This window comes from Pseudomonas akapageensis (genome assembly GCF_011355085.1).
Lineage (GTDB): Bacteria > Pseudomonadota > Gammaproteobacteria > Pseudomonadales > Pseudomonadaceae > Aquipseudomonas > Aquipseudomonas akapageensis.
In genome coordinates, this window is sequence record NZ_VXCP01000028.1 from 79,890 (window position 1) to 97,681 (window position 17,792).

General features: G+C 58.7%; 17 protein-coding genes and 1 pseudogene. 10 read left to right on the forward strand and 8 right to left on the reverse strand.

What is annotated here, in order from left to right; all coding sequences use genetic code 11:
- The first annotated feature begins 268 nt into the window (after positions 1-268).
- Positions 269-487 (forward strand): hypothetical protein, encoded by a 219-nt coding sequence (locus tag F2S13_RS18505; protein ID WP_166363383.1) that lies wholly within the window; start codon positions 269-271, stop codon positions 485-487.
- Positions 488-629: 142 nt separating this feature from the next.
- On the forward strand, positions 630-1,523 hold the full coding sequence (locus tag F2S13_RS18510; RefSeq protein ID WP_166363385.1) for a SphA family protein: 894 nt from the start codon (positions 630-632) through the stop codon (positions 1,521-1,523).
- A 43-nt stretch (positions 1,524-1,566) separates the two neighbouring features.
- On the opposite strand, the pseudogene F2S13_RS18515 reads toward F2S13_RS18510, so the two are convergent.
- A pseudogene (locus F2S13_RS18515) lies at positions 1,567-2,265 on the reverse strand (L,D-transpeptidase family protein); the annotation flags it as partial.
- A 101-nt stretch (positions 2,266-2,366) separates the two neighbouring features.
- Here F2S13_RS18515 and F2S13_RS18520 point away from each other — a divergent pair.
- Positions 2,367-3,398: a LysR substrate-binding domain-containing protein gene (locus F2S13_RS18520; RefSeq protein WP_246237933.1), complete on the forward strand. Its 1,032-nt coding sequence runs from the start codon at positions 2,367-2,369 to the stop codon at positions 3,396-3,398.
- On the opposite strand, the gene F2S13_RS18525 is transcribed toward F2S13_RS18520, so the two are convergent.
- Positions 3,297-4,886: a winged helix-turn-helix domain-containing protein gene (locus tag F2S13_RS18525; protein WP_166363389.1), complete on the reverse strand. Its 1,590-nt coding sequence runs from the start codon at positions 4,884-4,886 to the stop codon at positions 3,297-3,299. The genes F2S13_RS18520 and F2S13_RS18525 overlap by 102 nt on opposite strands.
- 261 nt (positions 4,887-5,147) lie before the next feature.
- Here F2S13_RS18525 and F2S13_RS18530 point away from each other — a divergent pair, with 261 nt between their 5' ends.
- The 4 genes from F2S13_RS18530 (at position 5,148) to F2S13_RS18545 (ending at position 9,136) form a co-directional block, all read left to right on the forward strand.
- Entirely contained in the window at positions 5,148-5,900 is a 753-nt protein-coding gene (locus F2S13_RS18530) for an SDR family oxidoreductase (RefSeq protein ID WP_166363390.1), read from the forward strand.
- A 42-nt stretch (positions 5,901-5,942) separates the two neighbouring features.
- A complete protein-coding gene (locus F2S13_RS18535) occupies positions 5,943-6,356 on the forward strand; it encodes a cupin domain-containing protein (RefSeq protein ID WP_166363392.1) in 414 nt (137 codons plus the stop codon).
- A gap of 96 nt (positions 6,357-6,452) precedes the next feature.
- Positions 6,453-7,550: an HlyD family secretion protein gene (locus F2S13_RS18540; protein WP_166363394.1), complete on the forward strand. Its 1,098-nt coding sequence runs from the start codon at positions 6,453-6,455 to the stop codon at positions 7,548-7,550.
- Positions 7,547-9,136, forward strand: a complete 1,590-nt coding sequence (locus F2S13_RS18545) for an MFS transporter (RefSeq protein ID WP_166363396.1) — start codon at positions 7,547-7,549, stop codon at positions 9,134-9,136. The genes F2S13_RS18540 and F2S13_RS18545 overlap by 4 nt, the downstream gene beginning before the upstream one ends.
- 47 nt (positions 9,137-9,183) lie before the next feature.
- Here the strand turns inward: F2S13_RS18545 and F2S13_RS18550 are convergent, their stop codons facing one another.
- Positions 9,184-9,594 (reverse strand): cupin domain-containing protein, encoded by a 411-nt coding sequence (locus F2S13_RS18550; RefSeq protein WP_178119027.1) that lies wholly within the window; start codon positions 9,592-9,594, stop codon positions 9,184-9,186.
- Positions 9,595-9,704: 110 nt separating this feature from the next.
- A complete protein-coding gene (locus F2S13_RS18555) occupies positions 9,705-10,460 on the reverse strand; it encodes an SDR family oxidoreductase (RefSeq protein WP_166363398.1) in 756 nt (251 codons plus the stop codon).
- A 399-nt stretch (positions 10,461-10,859) separates the two neighbouring features.
- Here F2S13_RS18555 and F2S13_RS18560 point away from each other — a divergent pair, with 399 nt between their 5' ends.
- Complete coding sequence (locus F2S13_RS18560) at positions 10,860-11,810, forward strand: ring-cleaving dioxygenase (RefSeq protein WP_166363400.1); 951 nt, start codon at positions 10,860-10,862, stop codon at positions 11,808-11,810.
- A 59-nt stretch (positions 11,811-11,869) separates the two neighbouring features.
- Here F2S13_RS18560 and F2S13_RS18565 read toward each other — a convergent pair whose 3' ends face one another.
- Positions 11,870-12,445, reverse strand: a complete 576-nt coding sequence (locus F2S13_RS18565; protein ID WP_166363402.1) for a ferritin family protein — start codon at positions 12,443-12,445, stop codon at positions 11,870-11,872.
- A 282-nt stretch (positions 12,446-12,727) separates the two neighbouring features.
- On the opposite strand from F2S13_RS18565, the gene F2S13_RS18570 reads away from it, so the two are divergent.
- Together F2S13_RS18570 and F2S13_RS18575 are read left to right on the forward strand one after the other, a co-directional pair.
- A complete protein-coding gene (locus tag F2S13_RS18570) occupies positions 12,728-13,687 on the forward strand; it encodes a LysR family transcriptional regulator (protein ID WP_166363569.1) in 960 nt (319 codons plus the stop codon).
- A 98-nt stretch (positions 13,688-13,785) separates the two neighbouring features.
- Positions 13,786-15,219, forward strand: coding sequence for a mechanosensitive ion channel family protein (locus tag F2S13_RS18575; protein ID WP_166363404.1), 1,434 nt, complete (start codon positions 13,786-13,788; stop codon positions 15,217-15,219).
- 59 nt (positions 15,220-15,278) lie between these two features.
- Here F2S13_RS18575 and F2S13_RS18580 read toward each other — a convergent pair whose 3' ends face one another.
- From F2S13_RS18580 to F2S13_RS18590, 3 genes are read right to left on the reverse strand one after another with little or no spacing between them, the layout of a single operon-like run.
- The gene (locus tag F2S13_RS18580) at positions 15,279-15,929 is read right to left on the reverse strand and encodes a response regulator transcription factor (RefSeq protein WP_166363406.1); all 651 of its coding nucleotides are present in this window, start codon (positions 15,927-15,929) and stop codon (positions 15,279-15,281) included.
- A 50-nt stretch (positions 15,930-15,979) separates the two neighbouring features.
- Entirely contained in the window at positions 15,980-16,912 is a 933-nt protein-coding gene (locus F2S13_RS18585; RefSeq protein WP_246237934.1) for a sensor histidine kinase, read from the reverse strand.
- Positions 16,909-17,706, reverse strand: a complete 798-nt coding sequence (locus tag F2S13_RS18590) for a TetR/AcrR family transcriptional regulator (protein ID WP_246237935.1) — start codon at positions 17,704-17,706, stop codon at positions 16,909-16,911. Before F2S13_RS18590 ends, F2S13_RS18585 begins: the two co-directional genes overlap by 4 nt.
- Positions 17,707-17,792: the final 86 nt, after the last annotated feature.

Consider the following 17,792-nt stretch of genomic DNA (forward strand, 5'->3'; position numbering starts at 1 on the left):
GTACTGAAAGCATGTGGGTAGCGGTGATGCAGTCACAAGCCGGCTAATGTCGGAAGTAGCGTACAAGTATTTGGACGATTGGATGGAAGGCACTACGCAAGCGTTCGCCGGCATAACTTTCTGTCGGGCATTTGATTGGGTTCCAATTAACCATGAAGTGCATTTATTTGCCGTTGATTCGCACGCGAATTAATGCATGGGCAACATATTGCTAATTGATAAGCCAAACCTGTACGCACAGTTCAATATTTACGAACGATAAGGTCTGATGGCGCTCAATGGCCTGGTATGGCCGGCCACTGCTGCCTCGGTAGCTTATCCGGTTGACGCGCCGAAAAGCCCCGTAAAACAAGGCGTGACGCCGAAACAAGTGCTTTGTCTGCGGGTGCGAAAAATCTTCAGTCGACAGCACTGTACGGATGTAGTGGCGTTGCCCGGCATCGCATCCAAATCGGTGCAGGCCTTTTTTTTGAGCGTGACATTTTGAAAAATCAGTTCTATAAAACTGCCGAAGGTTCCGCCGTACCTCGCTATCGGTATTTGCTCAAGAGTCTGACTCTGGTCCGCTGAGACATTGTCTCGGGGTGTGCCCGCATATTTGCTGAATAATAATAAAAAAGGTCTTGGTCATGAATCAACGTTTGTCATTGAAGTTGGCTGGTTTCACTGTTATTGCATTGAGTGTCGGCCTGGCACATGCCAGTGAAAGGGGTGGGACCTCTTATCCCATGGGCGCCGAAACTTACATGGGCGGCGTGCTGCCGCCTCCCGGTGTTTATGGCCAGCTTTTCGTCAGTCATTATGAAGCGGATACGTTTCGCGGGAATGATGGCCAGAAGTTGCCAATGGACTTTGACCTGCGGGTGGACTGCGTCGCCCCTCGACTGATTTGGGTAACGGAGCAGAAAGTTCTCGGCGGTGACCTGGCCTTGCATATCATCGTGCCGATGGTGGATTTGAAGGTCAGCGTCAATGGTCAGGAACAGAGCAACAGCGGTTTAGGCGACATTCTTTTTGCTCCTGCTCTGGGCTATCACTACAGCGAGAAGCTGCATGCCATCTTCGCCGTCGATACGATCGCGCCCACGGGCAAATACAATCGCAATGACCTTGCCAACCCCGGCCGCAATTACTGGGTGTTCCAGCCACTCGTTGCGCTGTCTTATGTCGACCCTGAAGGCTTGAATGTCGATCTGAAGACCATGTACGACTTCAACCGCAAGAACGAAGCCACCGATTACCTCTCCGGCCAGGCGCTGCACATGGACTACGCAGTGGGGTGGGGGCTGGGTAACGGCTGGGTAGTAGGCGTAGGCGGTTATGCGCTATGGCAGACCACCGACGACCGGCAGAACGGCCAGACGGTAGAGGACAACAAGGCCCGTAGTCTGGCCATTGGCCCTGCGATCAAATACGCCAGTAACAAAGGGTGGTTCCTGACGGCGAAATGGCAGGATGAAACCCAGGTGCGTAACCGTCCTGACGGTAACGCCTACTGGCTCAAGTTGACCATACCGTTCTGAAAACTGGATGAGCATATAGCCATCAGGTTTTCGACGCGATTAATTCATTTGTAATTCTAACTTTGGTGCCAACGGGTAGTATCGAAAATAACTCTGCTACATCCTGATTGTACATGCGAAAACAACCATGACTGGTCCGTGTGCCGATCCCGAACTTTTTATTTGAACCATGAATAAGATACGCCGGCAGTCCCAAACGTATTTTATAGGGGCCGAGTGGATTGTCCGGCCCAGGTGGCACACGGTCCGGCAACGGTTCACCTTGCGCTGCATGTTCGGCACGAATCGATGGTGGAGGAAACCATGAAGGGTTGGCGACTTTTTCCGTGATGCGGGTCATTGCCACAGGAGAGTCCCACCCTTCACGGCCAATACCCAGCGGATAGGTATAAACGAGCCGGGTTCCGACAGGAAAGTAGTAAAGCCGGAGTTCAGTCAGGTTGATCACTACGCCTTCCCTCGGACCAGCAGGCAAGGTGAACTGAGTGGGAATCTGAATCTGCGTACCGACCTTTGGCAACCAGGCATCCACGCCGGGATTGGCGTCGAGCATTTCTTGGTATCCGAGATCGTAGCGCTCAGCCAGATCGGCAAAGGTATCTTCATAACGCGCGATAACGGTTTGTCTGACACCCACAACTGAACTTCCATCGGGAGGTAGTTCGTAGCGAGCAGCCATGCTCGGCTGAAACACAAAACTGGCTAGCACTGCCGACGCCAGCTGCAATTTATTCTTTTTCATAAAACCAACTTTGTTGAAAGAACGGGCAGTCTCGCGACCAAGTGCACGATGTTCGGAGTTTGCTATGTAGAGCGCAAACGCATAATGTTTATAGGACCTAGTTGAAAACCGAATTCATGATGCAAGCTAGAGATGTAGAAATCGATTTGCTGCAGGCCTTCATAGCCGTCGCGGATACGGGTAGCTTTTCCGCGGCTGCCGCGGTGATTTCTCGGTCGCAATCAGCGGTAAGCCAAAAGATCATCCGTCTGGAAAAGGTCCTTGGCACACGGGTGTTTGAACGTACCAGTCGGGCGTTGACCCTGACGCCGGACGGTGAGCGACTGTTGATTGGCGCGCGCAAAATGATGGTGCATTTTGACGATTTCCTGCGCGAATTCAGGGAGCCGGCGACGGTGAATGTGCTGCGCCTTGGTATCTCTGAAAACCTCGTGCCCACCCAGTTGGTCAATCTGTTATCACGCTTCACCAGACTTTACCCTGACATTCGGTTGGAACTCACCACCGGGTTTGGCAACGACCTGTTGGCGGACTACGAAGCTGGGCAGCTGGATGTGGTGATCACCAAACGGAAGTTCAGCTCCACGGTCCAGCGAGGCAGAACAATCTGGCGCGAACCGCTGGTCTGGATTGCCGCCAGGGATTACCAGATCCAGGCATCGCTTCCGGTGCCCCTGGTGATGATGCAACCGCCGTGTGGCTACCGTTCGATTATGATCGAGGCGATGGCTTCGGTAGGCCGGGAGTGGACTTCGGCCTGTCTGGCAAGCAATCTGATCGGTTTACAGGCCGCGGTGGCGGGTGGACTGGGCATTACAGCACTGGGCACTTCATTCCTGCAGGAAGGCATGCGCATTGTCGAGCCCTCGGAAAAGCTGCCAACCCTACCCACCACTGAAGTGGTGGTGATTGGTGATGAAATTCGCACCCGGCATCTGGTTCAACCTCTGGTGTCGATACTGACTGAAGGCCTGATGTCCAGTACCAGCCTGATCTGGCCGAAGGCCGCCGAAGAGCAAATCGGCTCGTGCTCATTCGGGCAATCCGGCCAGCCGCAGTCCATCGGCGAATCGGGCGAGATCCTCCGGCCGTTGGATCGGCAGCCAGTCCTTGAGGTTGGAGACGCGCAATGAGGGATCCAGTTCTTGCAGGTGTTGCATCGCCAGTTTCGCTTTGTCCATGCGTCCGCTGAGCGCATGGCTGGCCGCCAGCAGGGCCGCTGGGGCCAGCAGGCTGGGCAGGTTGCCCAGCGCCTTTTCCGCCCATTGCGCAGCGGCATCGAAGCGCCCGGCGAAGAAATGCGCGAGCGCCATCCCGACCTGCATCCTGAACATCTCCGGATCCAGCGGACTCAAGCGAACGGCATGGTTCAAGTTTTCGATGGCAGCGTCTGTTTCACCGCGCAGGGCGCGCAGGATGCCACCCAGGTACCAGGCGGGAGCGAGGTTGGGATTGAGCAGGCGCGCCCGGTCGAGCAGCGCAATGGCGCCATCGACATCGCCAGCCAGATGGCCAAGCGCATGGCCGCCGCGCGTCAGTGCGACCGCATCATCGCGGCCGAGCGTCACCGCCAGACGCGCCAGCCGTATGCCCTCGGCGATTTCTGCGGTGCGATCGGTCATCCAGCCATTGAGCTTGCGCCAGAAGTGGCACCAGGCGGCCATGCCATAGGCCGAGGCAAATTCGGGATCGAGTTCGATGGCCGTGTAGAACATCGGCAGCGCCTGCTCGATGGCTTCCCGGCTGCCGCTGTGCAGTTTCGCCATGGCGCGCAGGTAATAATCGTAGGCGTCCAGGCTTTCCGTCGGCTTGCGTTTGGCGCGTTCGATTTCCGCCCGTTCCAGCTGTGGTGCGATGGCGCCGACGACGCTTTCGGCGATTTGATCCTGCAACTCGAAGATGTCGTCGAGCTGGCCTTCGAAGCGCTCTGCCCAGATATGCGTCCCGCTCGTCGCGTCGATCAGTTGCCCGGTGATGCGCACTTTGTTCGCGCATTTGCGTACGCTGCCTTCGAGCACGTAGCGCACGCCCAGCTCCTGGCCGACGCCCTGGGCGTCCACTGTCCGGCCCTTGTAGGTGAAACTCGAGTTGCGCGCGATGACGAACAGCCAGCGGATGCGCGACAGGGCGGCGATGATGTCCTCCACCACACCGTCGGCGAAGTATTCCTGCTCGGGATCGCCGCTCAGGTTATGGAAGGGCAGGACGGTAATCGAGGGTTTGTCCGGCAGGACGAGCGTGGAGGAGGGCATTAGCTTCGGGGCAACGGGCGATGGTTCGTCGATGTCAGGCGGTCGCGCTTCCCCGCCATTGTCGACCTTGACCTGCCCGACGAAACGGTAACCCTTGCGGGCGACCGTGCGCACCAGGCGCTGTTCCTCGCCGGTATCGCCGATGGCCTTGCGCACCGCATTGATGTGGCTGGTGATAGTCGACTCCGACACGATCCGGCCGCTCCACACCGCCTCGAGCAAGTCGTCCTTGCTGATGACGCGATCGGGATTGCTGACGAGCAGCAGCAACAGATCGAAGACCTGCGGCCCGACGGCCACGTTCTGCCCGCGCAAGGTCAGCTCCCGGCGTTCCTGATCGAGTACGTAGCCTTCAAACGCGAATGGCACGGTGAGCATCTCCTGGCGAAGCGCCCTCAACTCCGTGTCCCAGGCGACTGTCGATGAGTACCTGATGCCAATCATACGGCAGCACGACACCCGCTGCACCGTGCGCGGCCAGGTAGGCTGGACGAACAACAGCATCTTTGGACGTAAATGCAAGCTTTTGCCAAGGCAAAACCAGGCCCGGCGCAAGGATTTGTTTCGCAGGCGCAGGCAATCTCTCCCTACACCGACGCAATCGTTGCAGTCGACAAGCGGAGAAAAGCCATGAAGATCGTCGTCATCGGAGGCTCCGGCCTCATTGGATCGAAACTTGTAAAAACCCTTCGCCAGCGCGGCCATGACGTGCTCGCCGCCAGCCCCAGCACGGGCGTGAACAGCATCACCCGCGAAGGCCTGGCCGCAGCGATGGATGGGACAGATGTGGTTGTCGACGTGGCGAACGCGCCGTCGTGGGAGGACCAGGCCGTCCTCGATTTCTTTGAAACCTCGAGCCGCAACCTGCTGGCCGCCGAAGCGGCTGCCGGGGTTCGCCATCACGTCGCCCTGTCGATTGTCGGCAGCGAGCGGCTGCCCGAAGCGGGTTATTTCCGGGCCAAGGTCGCGCAGGAAAGCCTTATCAAGGCGTCCGGCATTCCTTTCACCCTGCTGCGTGCCACGCAATTCTTCGAGTTTGTCGGCGGGATTGTCCAGTCGTTCGCAGTTGGCGAGGAGTTTCGCGTTTCGCCAGCGCTGATCCAGCCGATAGCGTCCGACGATGTGGTGGCGGCGCTGGCCGATGTCGTACTGGCAGCGCCGGTCAATGGCACGGTTGAAGTTGGCGGCCCGCAAGCCTTGCCGCTCGACGAGCTGGCCAGGCGCTTTCTGCGGGCAACCCAGGACAACCGCAAGGTCGTGCCGGACGTGAACGCGCGCTATTTCGGTGCCGTGCTTGACGATCAATCGCTGACCGCCGGCAAGAACGCGCGCCTGGGCGCGATCCAGTTCGAAGACTGGCTCGCTCAGTCGACGACCCGGTAACGATTCGCGTCATCAACTCCCCACCCACGAAGGGGCAATGTCATGGTTACTCGATTGGTACTGGCCGCTGCCTTCGCAGCGCTCTCGATCGGCGCAGCGTCGGCCGCTGAGCCGCCCGCCGGCAAGGTGACGGTGGTGTTCGACCGTCCCATTCCCAATATCCCAGGCAAGAGCATGAAGGGCGTGCTCGTCGAGTATGGGCCGGGCGCGGCGTCGCCGTCCCACACCCATCCGAAATCGGCCTTCATCTATGCAACGGTCCTGGAGGGCGCGTTTCGCATAAAAGTCAAAGGCGAGCCGGAAAAGGTCTACAACGTCGGCGAAAACTTCGTAGAGGAGCCGGGCTCCGTGCACGAAGTCAGCGCCAACGCCAGCGACACCCAACCCGCACGCCTGTTGGCCGTGTTCGTCCTCGACACCGACGAAAAGGTACTCGTTACACCGATCAAAAAGTGAGCCGATCAGACGCCCATGAATGCTCGACAGCCCGGCGGCAGGTCACTGCCGCCCCGTGGCTGCTGTAGTCCCAGGCATTGAACAGGAAATGACAACATGAACTCGCTCCAGGACAAGGCCGCCAATGTCGCCGACGCAGGCTCCGGGAGCCCTGTCGTCGTGGCGCGGCGAAGCAAGCGCAAGATTATCGGCATTTTGCTGTGCGTGGGAGCCGTGGTGTTCGTGGCGGCGTGGGGGACCATGGCGATTTTCAGTGGCGTGACCTCTACCGATAACGCCTATGTGCGTGGAGATGTCACCTCGCTCGCCGCCAAGGTCGCCGGTTATGTCACCGCGGTAGAGGTCGAAGACAACCAGGCCGTCCGTGCTGGCGACGTGTTGTTCCGCATCGATGACCGCGACTATCGCGCCAGACTTGCGCGAGCTGTGGCCAATGTCAGCGCTGCCCAGGCGCGCCTGACCCATGTCGATGCGCAGATCCAGCTGCAGCGTGCGCTGATCCGGCAGGCCGAAGCCCAAAGACGCTCGGCCAGCGCCGATATGAGCCTGGCAACCAAGACCCACGATCGCAGCCGCAAATTGATCGTCACCAACGCGGTCAGTCAGGCCCTGGTGGATGAAACAGGCACCGCGCAATCCAGAGCCGCGGCCTCGGTTTCGGCCGCTTTGGCAACGGTCGAGGCGCAACAACAGACAATTGCCGTGTTTGAGGCTGAAAAAGAGGCTGCTGTGGCCGCCGTTTTGCAAGCACAGGCCGCGCGGGATCTCGCCCAGATCGAGCTCGACCACACCGTGGTGCACGCGCCTGTGGATGGTGTGGTCGGTAATCGCCAGATTCGTCTCGGCCGCTTCGTGACGCCGGGCGTTTCCCTGCTCGATATCGTGCCGGTCAACGACGTGTGGATCGTGGCCAATTTCAAGGAAACCCAGCTCGAACACATCCACCCCGGTCAACACGTGCGCATCACGGTCGATGGCTACCCCAACACGGCATTGGCTGGCGTGGTCGACAGCTTTGCGCCGGGCAGTGGCTCGGCGTTCAGCTTGCTCCCCGCAGACAACGCAACAGGGAACTTTGTGCGTGTCGTGCAACGCGTTCCGGTCAAGATCCGCCTGGCTGACAACCCATTACCGGGGCGCATCGTGCCAGGCCTGTCCGCCCGGGTGGAAGTGACGCAAGGGGAAGGCTCATGAACACGCTTGCCAGCGCCACGCCGGGCAGCACCAAAACCAGGACCGGCGTACTGCTCATGGTGGGCATCGTGCTGGCTACGCTGACGGAAGCGATCGCCGGCACCGTGCTGGCGCTTGGGCGCGGCGATATTATCGGTGACACCTATGCAACGCCTGACGAGTTCGCCTGGCTGGATGTCGGCTACCTCGCGCTCAAGCTGATCGGGTTCATGACCGCCCCTTGGCTGTTGCAGCGTTTCAGTCCGCGTAATGTGATCATCGGCGCAACCCTGACCATGGGCCTGGCGTGCTGCATGGCCGCCATCACCGCACGGTTGGACCTGCTGATTGCACTGCGTATCATTCAAGGTATCGCCGGCGGCGCCCTGCTGGTGGCGGGCCAGGCGATCATTTTTCGTGCCTATCCGCGCGCGCTGCAGCCAATCCTGCAAGCTCTGTTCGCCATGGGCTCCGTGGTCGCGCCCGGGACCCTCGCACCGGCCCTGCAAGGATGGTTGATCGACAGCCAGTCCTGGACCTGGATTTTCTTCAGCGTGGTGCCGCTGGCCCTGGCGGCAACCGGCCTTTTGCTCATCGCACAACACCCGGTGCCCGCCAAGGTGCGGCAACGGCCCTTTGACTGGCTCGGGTTCTCACTGATCTCTGCGACCCTGTTCTGTTTTGCCTACGTGCTCAGCCAAGGCAGCCGCTGGGACTGGTTCGAGGAGCCGCGCATCCATTGGCTGACGGCAATCGGCATCGCTTCGCTGCTGGTCTTTCTCGGCCAGCAAGTGTTGGCCAAAGGCCAGGGGCTGTTCGATTTCACGGTGTTCAAATCGAGCGATTTCACCTTTGCCTTTTGCGTCAGTTTCGTTGCCGGTGCCGCGTTGTTCGGCAGCGCATACCTGATTCCGGCGTTCGCCCTGTCGGCGCTCGCGTTTACGCCGACCGATGCCGGCCTGCTCCTGTTGCCCAGTGGCGGTTTTTTTATCGGCTCACTGCTTATTGCGGCCTTTCTCTTCAAGGCTTGCCACGTTCCACCTGTGGCTACTGTGCCCTTTGGCATCCTGCTGATCATGGGGGCGATGTGGATGCTGTCCGGTTCCACCAGCGAAAGCGGCGCCGACGACATGATGACGGCCATCCTGCTGCGCGGCCTGGGTCTGGGCTTCCTGTTTCTGTCGATCACGCTGATCGCCTTCACCCACCTCAACAGCCGCAACCTCGCCTACGGAATCGGCCTGTTCAATACGGGGCGGCAATTGGGTGGCTTGATGGGCGTTGCGGGACTACAGACTCTGATCGAGCATCACATCGTCATCAACGGCGCGGTCCTCGGTGCCAACATCACCCCTGGGGGGAATGCGCTCATCGAACGGCTGACCACCACTGCGGCGATGCTGGCGGGGAAGGGCATGGATCAAGTCGCCGCAGGCCGGGCAGCTACCAGCCTGCTGGGCAAGGTCGTCTCAGGTCAGGCCTCGGTGATTGCTTTCGATACCGCGTTCTTCGCAGTGGCCCTGCTATTTGTCGTTGCGGCCCCTGTATTGGTCGGCATCAAGATCGGACTCGCGCGATACGCGAAAGCGCGCGACGAGCACTCGTAGCTCCCGTGCTACTCGCCGACGCGCATATTCCCGGCCCGTGATTCCAGTCATTTGACGGGAATCACGGCTGGCTTGTTTGCATCCTTCAGCAGGAAGACCACAAACTTCGCGGGCTTGTCCTGGCTGGCGTTGCGTCCAACCGTGTGCACGTCTTCTGGTCCTTCATAAAAGCTTTGCCCAGGCGTCAGCGTGACTTCCTTGCCACCCGCCACGCCCATGACGATGGAGCCTTCGAGGACATAGATAAAGCCATGGGCGTCATGACGATGTACAGGATCGGCACCGCCAGGCGGAAACTCCACTGTGAGCATCAGCACTTCCTTTCCGGGGTAGTCGGGAAGCGGTTTGACCATCACTTTTTCGACGGTTGGGGGCGGCGCGGTGGCGGCCTTGTCCTGGGCCATGACGATCCCGCTGCACACCAGGGGCAGCAGGACGAAGAGATGATGAATTTGCATGCAACTCTCCTCATTTGAAATGCCTGGAAGACGGCTGAAGCCGTCGACAGGATTGTAGAAGACCGGCTGGTGGCGATCTGTAGCGCAGTCGTCATCTGTCGGCCTTGCGGCTAGCGCGCAGCGGCAGTGTTCTTGAGCCAGGCCTCGAAGTGGGTGGGGCCGATTATCGGATTGGCGCCGGGCGTCAGCGACTGGTCATCGATCGGTACGCCGAAGTAGGTGGCCGCGGGGTCCGCGATCGCCTCGCGCGGATCGTTCTTTTGTTGCAGGTAGGCTTTGACGAACCAGGTCATGGGCTGTTTATCAGGCCCGGCCACCTCGACCATCCGGTTGCTGGGTGGTTGCACGGCGATCTTCGCCAGTGTCGCCGCGATGTCGGCCGAAGCGATCGGCTGAAAGGCGGCGGCGGGCAGACGAATGCTGTTGCCCTGGGCGCAGGTTTCGGCAATGGCGCCGATGAACTCGAAAAACTGCGTGGCCCGTAGGAGGGAGTAGGGCACGCCGGAGTCTTCGATGAGTTTCTCCTGGGCCAATTTGGCCCGGAAGTAGCCCATGGCGAGCAAGCGCTCGGTGCCGACCACGGACAGGGCGACATGGTGTTTCACCCCGGCAGCCTTCTCTGCGGCAAACAGATTGCGCCCGGATTCCTCGAAGAATGCCATGGCCGGGGCGTCATCGAATGTGGGCGAATTTGCGACATCGACCACGACCTCGGCGCCCACCAGCGCCGCCTGAAGGCCTTCGCCAGTGACGGCATTGACGCCAGTACTCGGTGCGCCTGCCAGGACGTCATGCCCTTGCTGGCGAAGGTTGTTGCAGACCTGAGACCCGATCAGGCCAGTTCCGCCGATTACGACAATTTTCATGGGAGTGCCTCCAATGTGAAGGTGCACCGCAGGGTGCTTCTATCGGAGTGTGGCGAGCGCTCTGCACTTCATGCCAGCAACTCGCGGTTGATTGGCTGGCGGCAATCACAAAGGTAGTCATGGGGCAGATTGGGTATTGCCGCAACGCCATTGATTCGCATGGATGAACTAGTTAGGACCCGCGAGTTGACTCCGTCAAGGACATTGTGCGCGGGATGAAAGCCGTGGGGCTCTCACCTATACCGTTTCGCCATAGTTCACGAATCCGGAACCCTGCGTACAAGCCCAGCGCCTTCTCAGCCCAGCATAACGACAGCAACAATCACGCAGCCGCCAGCCGCCAGCCGCGCTGACAGCCGTGGCGGCCTTTGCTCGGCCAAACAAAAACAGGAGAACTACATGCCAACCATAAAAGGCTTTCACCATCTGACTGCCGGTGTCGCCGGCGCGCAAGAGGATGTGGACTTTTACGTGAAGCTGCTGGGACAGAGCCTGGTCAAGAAGACGGTCCTGCTTGACGGTGACGACCCCATCTACCACTTGTATTACGGCAACGCCAAAGGGGATGCGGGTACCCTCGTGACCTCGTTCCCCTTCAAGCAAAGGGGCGTGAAAGCCCGTCCGGGTTCTGGCCAGATCAAGGTCATCAACTATTCCGTTCCCAAGCACGCCCTGGAATTCTGGCGGGCCCGTTTCGCCGCCAAAGGCGTCCCATTCGCCCAGCAAGTGGTGTCGCGTTTCGGCGAAACGCGCCAGCGCTTTCAGCATCCGTGCGGCATCGAGTTCGATCTGGTGGCCACGGATCAGGACACCCGTCCACCGTGCATCGCCAGTGATATTCCAGAAGAGTTCGCCATCCGTGGCGTGCACAGCATCACGCTGTCGCTGCGTGAAGTGGCGGAATCGATCATCTTCATGCAGGAAGCCCTGGGCTTTCGCCATGCAGCCGAAGAGGGTCCTTACCACCGTTGTGAATCAGGTACTGGCGGACTGGGAACCATCGTCGAATTCCAGCATGAACCCGATCGTCTGCAAGGCTCATCGATCTACGGGGAAGGCACGATCCATCACGTCGCGTTCGCCGTGGACAACGTCGAGCAGCAAATGGTGTTGAAAGAAAAGCTGATGGCGATGGGGCATATCGACACCTCCGAATCGGTGCATCGCAATTACTTCCGTTCCATGTACTTCAAGATGCCGGGCGGGGTGATGTTCGAGGCAACCACCACCGACATCGGCTTTACCATCGATGAGCCGCAAGACCAGTTGGGTTCCGAGTTCCAACTGCCATCCTGGCTGAGCGAGCGCAAGGAGGAGTTGCTCTCCCGGCTGGAGCCGATTTCCGTCTAGGTCTGCAACACAGCAGTCAACACGCCGCGACGCTGCCGCAACGTCGCGGTTCACACTGTTCATGGGGGATTCCCCGAGGGAAGGTTGTCCTGAATCAGTGAGGTAAAGCAGACGGTACGCCACACACATTCTTCAATGAAACGGATACTGGCGCCGTCCTTGCCGCCAATGGCGCGGTCGCGGTAAAAACCGAGCCTTGCACCCAGTGCGCACAATTGACTCGCTCCTTGGTGAATGCACTGGATGCACGCGCCAAAAGGCTGCGATTTTCGAGTTTCGTTGTCGCAGTAGAGCGCGCTCATCAGCATCGCGGGCTCGGTGAAACCACCGAGGTCGCGAATCCGCAGGGTGATGAACTCGACATAGTCGAGGTTGGCGCTGGCGATACGATGGAACAGTTGCTGGACCGCGATGAAGCTGACATTGCGCAACCTCTGTTGGCCCAGCTTGACTTGGGCCAGCATATCGAGTGCGGTGGAGAGGTGATCCTGCAGCAGATCGACCATCTCGATCCGGTCGGCCCTGACCAGTGATGTGTGTGCACCATAGTGGCTGACACGAAACGTATGACTGGCGGCGAGCGGTTCTTGTCGGGGATTCATGGCAACCGTCCTCATGGGCGCGCGGTAGCGCAACGATGTGTTCCTTTCGATGAGGACCACATTAAGCGCGCGCCGGCCATGTGACACTCCTACCTCCGGACGTCCGGTTAGTCAGTGGGTTTACCTGCGGCATACCGAAGTATGGAGGAGCACAGCCAAGGCATTAATGCGCTGTCCCGAAGTAGGAGTGACGTCCCGCGACCGCGTACATAACCTGTTCACACACCGCGCACCGCCGCTCCGGCCTATTGGAATGGGCGAGGCGTCGTTCAAATCCACTGACTCAAGCGGCCTTGCGCCCGGGTGGCGAAAATGATGAACAGAAGTGACCTGCGTCGTGCTGACATCAAGCTGCTGGTTGTATTCGAAGCCATGATGCATGAACGAAATGTTGGTCGTGTCGGCGAAAAGCTGTTTCTGACCCAACCCACCATCAGCGGCGCCCTGGCACGTTTGCGGTTGATGTTCAATGACCCGTTGTTCATACGCTCGGGGCGCGTGATGGAGCCCACTGCACGTGCCGAAGAAATATATTCCAACCTGACGCCGGCGCTCGATAGCATTGCTGTCGCGTTGAGTCGCTGCCAGGCGTTCGATCCCTGCGCCAGTGAAGCGACCTTCCATATAGGGCTCTCGGACGATGTCGAATACGCGCTGCTGCCGGGTTTGCTCCGGCATCTGCGCACCGAAGCACCGAACATAACGCTGGTGGTGCATCGGACCGATCATTGGCAGATGTCCCGCATGCTGGCGTCCGGAGAGGTTTCCCTGGGTATCAGCCACACCCTGGACCTGCCGGCCAATGCCCGGCGCAAAAGTCTGCGGGCAACTCACCCCATGCTGCTGCGGGCCGACTCACAGGCTGGTGAGTTGGGGCTGGACGAATTCTGCCGTCGTCCTCACGCGGTCGTGTCTTCGATGGGCAATGTTATCGATGACTCCGACCGCGCCCTGAGCCTGATCGGCCGGCAACGCAAAGTTGTGCTGGCGGTACCCCAGTTCAGCGCTTTGCCGGTATTGCTCGCCGACAGCGACATGATCGCCATCGTGCCGGATTACGTCGCCCGGGCCATGGCGGTGGTGGATGGGTTGAGAGCCGAGTTCGCACCTCTGGACCTGTGTACCCAGGAGCTGTCCATGGTCTGGCGCGGGGCGACTCACAGCGATCCGGGCGAATGCTGGTTGCGCTCGCGATTCAGCGTACATCTTTCCGAGCAGGCAGAGCGGCAGATGGCACCGGGCTCTGTTGAGCCATTGGCTTGCGCCGTGGCTTGAACCGCCCAGATCTTCCAAGTGCCTTCGCGGTTTTTCTCCCATGAACGCTAATCTATTTATTAATGGAAATAGCGTACAGCTCGCCGGAGAAAACATTCATGTTCACATTCCTGCAGGCTCATCCCCTGATCTGCGCTTTCACCCTCATACTGATTGAACTGTCACTCTGGCAGTTCATTGGTGCCTCGCGGCGTAACCTGCGAGTGTGCGTGCGCACCGGTTTTTTTGTGATGTTTTGCCTGGTAATGACGGCTGCCGGCATCAGCCCCTTGCAACCACCACTTTGGCCAGAGGACCCCATACTGAACCTGGTGGCCACGGTATTGGGCATTTCCTGGTGGCTGTTTGCGGCCAGAGTACTGACCGTGATCCTGGGCAATGGCTTGATTTCTCGCGGCGGCCAAAGCGCTCGATTGTTCTACGATCTGATGGGCGGGTTGATTTTTCTGATCGGCATTGTCGGCGCCGCGGCCTATGTCTTGCAGCTCCCGGTCAAGGGCTTGCTGGCGACATCCGGGGCGATGGCGATCATTATTGGTCTGGCGCTGCAAAGCACATTGAGCGATGTGTTTTCAGGCATCGTGATCAACACCACCAAGCCTTACCAACTGGATGATCAGATTTCCATTGATGGTACCCAGGGGAAGGTGGTCGAGATTGACTGGCGCTCGACACATTTGATAACCGATATGGGCGGCATGGCGGTGGTGCCCAACTCTTTGGCAGCGAAAGCGCGAATTATCAATTTCAGTCGTCCCGGGAACGTACATGGGGTCAGTGTGATCATTGCAGTACCCAGCAGCGTGCGTCCACGCCGCGTCATTGATGCACTGGAAAAAACCTTGCGCGGGACCCAGGAATTGTTACCAGATCTCTCCGCTAAAGTTTCGGTAAAAAGCTCGCAACTTGCATGCACCGAGTACGAACTCAAGGGTTATATAGATTCGGAAAAGCGAAAGACCGAAGTGTGCAACCTGATGTTCGACCTCGCCCATCGTCATCTCCAGGCCGCAGGTGTCTCCTGGGGCAGCGGTCAGGACAATCAGCCCTGGAGCCGTCAACGCCAGTTGCTGGAGGACGTGCGCATTTTTCGCTCACTGAGCAGCGAAGAGCGAGATCAACTCGCCTGCGAAATGATCCCGGTGGACTATCAGGCAGATGAGGTCATTCTTGCCTTCGGTGAGGTTGCCGATTGCCTGATGATTATCAGTACCGGGGTGGTTTCCGTCTCGATTCACGACGGTGAAAAACTGATTGAAGCCGTGCGCCTGGGGCCGGCAGAGGTCATGGGTGAAGAGGGGATTCTCACTGCAAGCAGCTCGCGAGGAGAGTTTCGCAGTATCACCAGTGGCCGGCTTTTTCGGATTGAAAAAACCACGCTCGACAACCAGTTGGAGCGCCTCGGTGATTTGAAAACGGCCCTGAGCAATCTGCAGGATCAGCGCCAGGAAATCCGCCAGGCCGTGGTCATGCAAAAGCCCGTGGAGATCAAGAAAAGCGGGTTGTTGCACTGGCTGTTGCAAAGGAAGTGAAATACTTCAGCGCGGGAAGTGGCAGCCATCATCTCTGCAACAGGCCGGTGCGCGTATAGTCAATCAACTGGAGCGGCTGAGATAGCCTCGGCCATCCTCACCAGATCGGCAAATGAACGTGCACCCATTTTTCGCATGGCATGGCCACGGTGTATCTTTACCGTGATTTCGCTCAGCCCTATTTCCCCGGCAATCTGTTTGTTCATCAAACCCGAAGCGGCCAACGCCATGACCGTTCGTTCCCGCGCTGTCAGCGTCGTGTAGCGCATACGCAAATTATCGGTATAACGCTCGGACTCCCGCTGCAGCTTGTCCCGTGTATGGGCGGCGCAAACCGCATCGATCAAGTCCTGCTCGCGAAAGGGCTTGGTCAGAAAGTCTACCGCTCCGGCTTTCATTGCTCGCACCGTCATGGCGATATCGCCGTACCCGGTTATAAACACAATCGGTATGTTGATGCCGGACGCAGCCAGATAGCTCTGAAAATCCAGGCCGCTGCTGCCTTGCAGCCGCACATCCAGCACCAGACAGCTGAGAGCATCCGAACGGTTGTATTTCATGAAGTCTGCGACCGAGCGGAACAATTCGACTCGCAAGCCGATGGAGCGCAAAAGGCTTCCGATCGATTCGCGCAGTGGCTCATCATCGTCCACGACGAAAACGATTGGCTCACTGTTAGCGGTTTTATCAGTGGGGCGTGGTTCGTTCATTGCTTGTTCCGAAGGGGGAGGTTGGACATGCAGTCGTTTGGTCGGTGGGTTCAGCTCGACTCGCTGGTGACAAGCACGGGTAGTGCAAACAGAAACGCACTGCCCTTGCCGGTTGCGCTGGTTGCCCATATACGCCCATCGTGAAAATCGATGATCGATCGGCAGATGGAAAGTCCCAGGCCCAAGCCGTTTTCTTTAGTGGTAAAGAACGGAGTGAACACGTGAGGCAGGATATTGGCAGGGATACCCGAGCCCTGGTCGGCCACTTCCAGCACGACCTCGCTGTCCTTCACCCAGGTGCGAACGTAGAGAGTCCGTTCGCATACCTGCACCGCGTTCATCGCATGACAAGCGTTGATGATCAAATTGATGATGACTTGTTGCAGCTGCACGCGATCAGCACTGATCTGGCCAGTAAAGGCTGCCAGGTCGATTTTCGGACTGATCTTGTGGTGTGCCAATTCGTGTCGGACCAGGCTCAGGGTATCGCGGACGATGTCATCGAGTGACTCTGTCTGGCGTAGCGGATCGCACTTGCGCGACAACGCCCGGACCCGGCTGGTGATCTCGTTCGCCCGGCTGGAACTGTTGATGATCCGGTCGAGTGATTTGCGTGCTTCGTCCAGGTCCGGGACCGGCCGGCTGAGCCAATTGCGGCAGGCGGCACCACTGCTGGTGATCACCGCCAGCGGCTGATTCACTTCATGGGCGATGGACGCTGCCAGTTCGCCCAGGGATGTCACGCGATTGACGTGGGCCAATTGGGTCTGGGCGCGGAACAGCGCTTCTTCGGTTTGTTTGGCCCCCACAATCACTACGTTGATCGAAAACAGGTTGATCGCCATCAACAGCAACATGATGCAGAACAGCGTGGTGGCAAGGTCGGTTTCAGTTCGGGTGTCAATGATGATCCCGCACGCCACGCTCAGACTGACCAGCCAGGCCAGAACGCTTTGCAACGGCTTGGGACTGACCCTGATCAAGGGGCGAGAGGTCTTTTTGCCTGGATTGCACATGTGCCGAAGGCCCGCAGGAATGTCTGAACGGCAAGATTGATCCAGTGATCCTGCTGCGCTGCCGAGGGGGTTGAAGAGGGGTGTGTAAGGCACTGCATATGCGCCTCCGAGCGTACAAGATTGTTGAACGTGGCAGCGGCTGCTTCCAGCCCCACGCTGGCTACGTCCAGCTCACCTGCCTGGCATGCTTTCTCGAGATGCCGCGCAACGATCCCGTTCATCGTTTGCGGGCCTACAAGATAGAACCGCCTCGCCAACTGAGGAAACCGGGGGGCCTCGCCAATGATGACCCGGAACAATGCAAGCCCGGCCGGCGCAAGAAAAATTCCCATATAGGCTCGCGCCAGTGCGGTCAGGACCTCGCGAATATCAGCTTCTGAAAGCGTGATCTCGCGAACGGCCTGCAGGGACTTTTCGCATTCCGCCTCAACGACTGCTTCGAAAAGCGCTTCTTTTGTCGGGTAGTAGGCATAGACCGTCGATTTCGAGACGCCCGCAGCTCGCTGGATCATATCCGTCGTCGCCGCACTGAAGCCATGCGCCAGAAATATTTCGCGCGCTCCTGAAACGACCCTGCTGGCCTTGTCCGTCCCGGCTGCCGACAAGGCGGGCTGTGATTTTGATGGCTTTGGGGACGTTATCGAAGTGGACATTGACCGTGACCTTGATACGAAAGCTGATTGAACGGGAGGTTTGGAAAAAGTAAACCCATCGGTACGACGTGTCAACTCCAGAACATGTGCGTATTTATTAATATTCATCAATCTATTCATGGTGGCTTTGACTTAATCGAACCGATCGGTTTAGATTGATGTGGAGGGAAGGCCCTCGACAGCGTTCAACGACG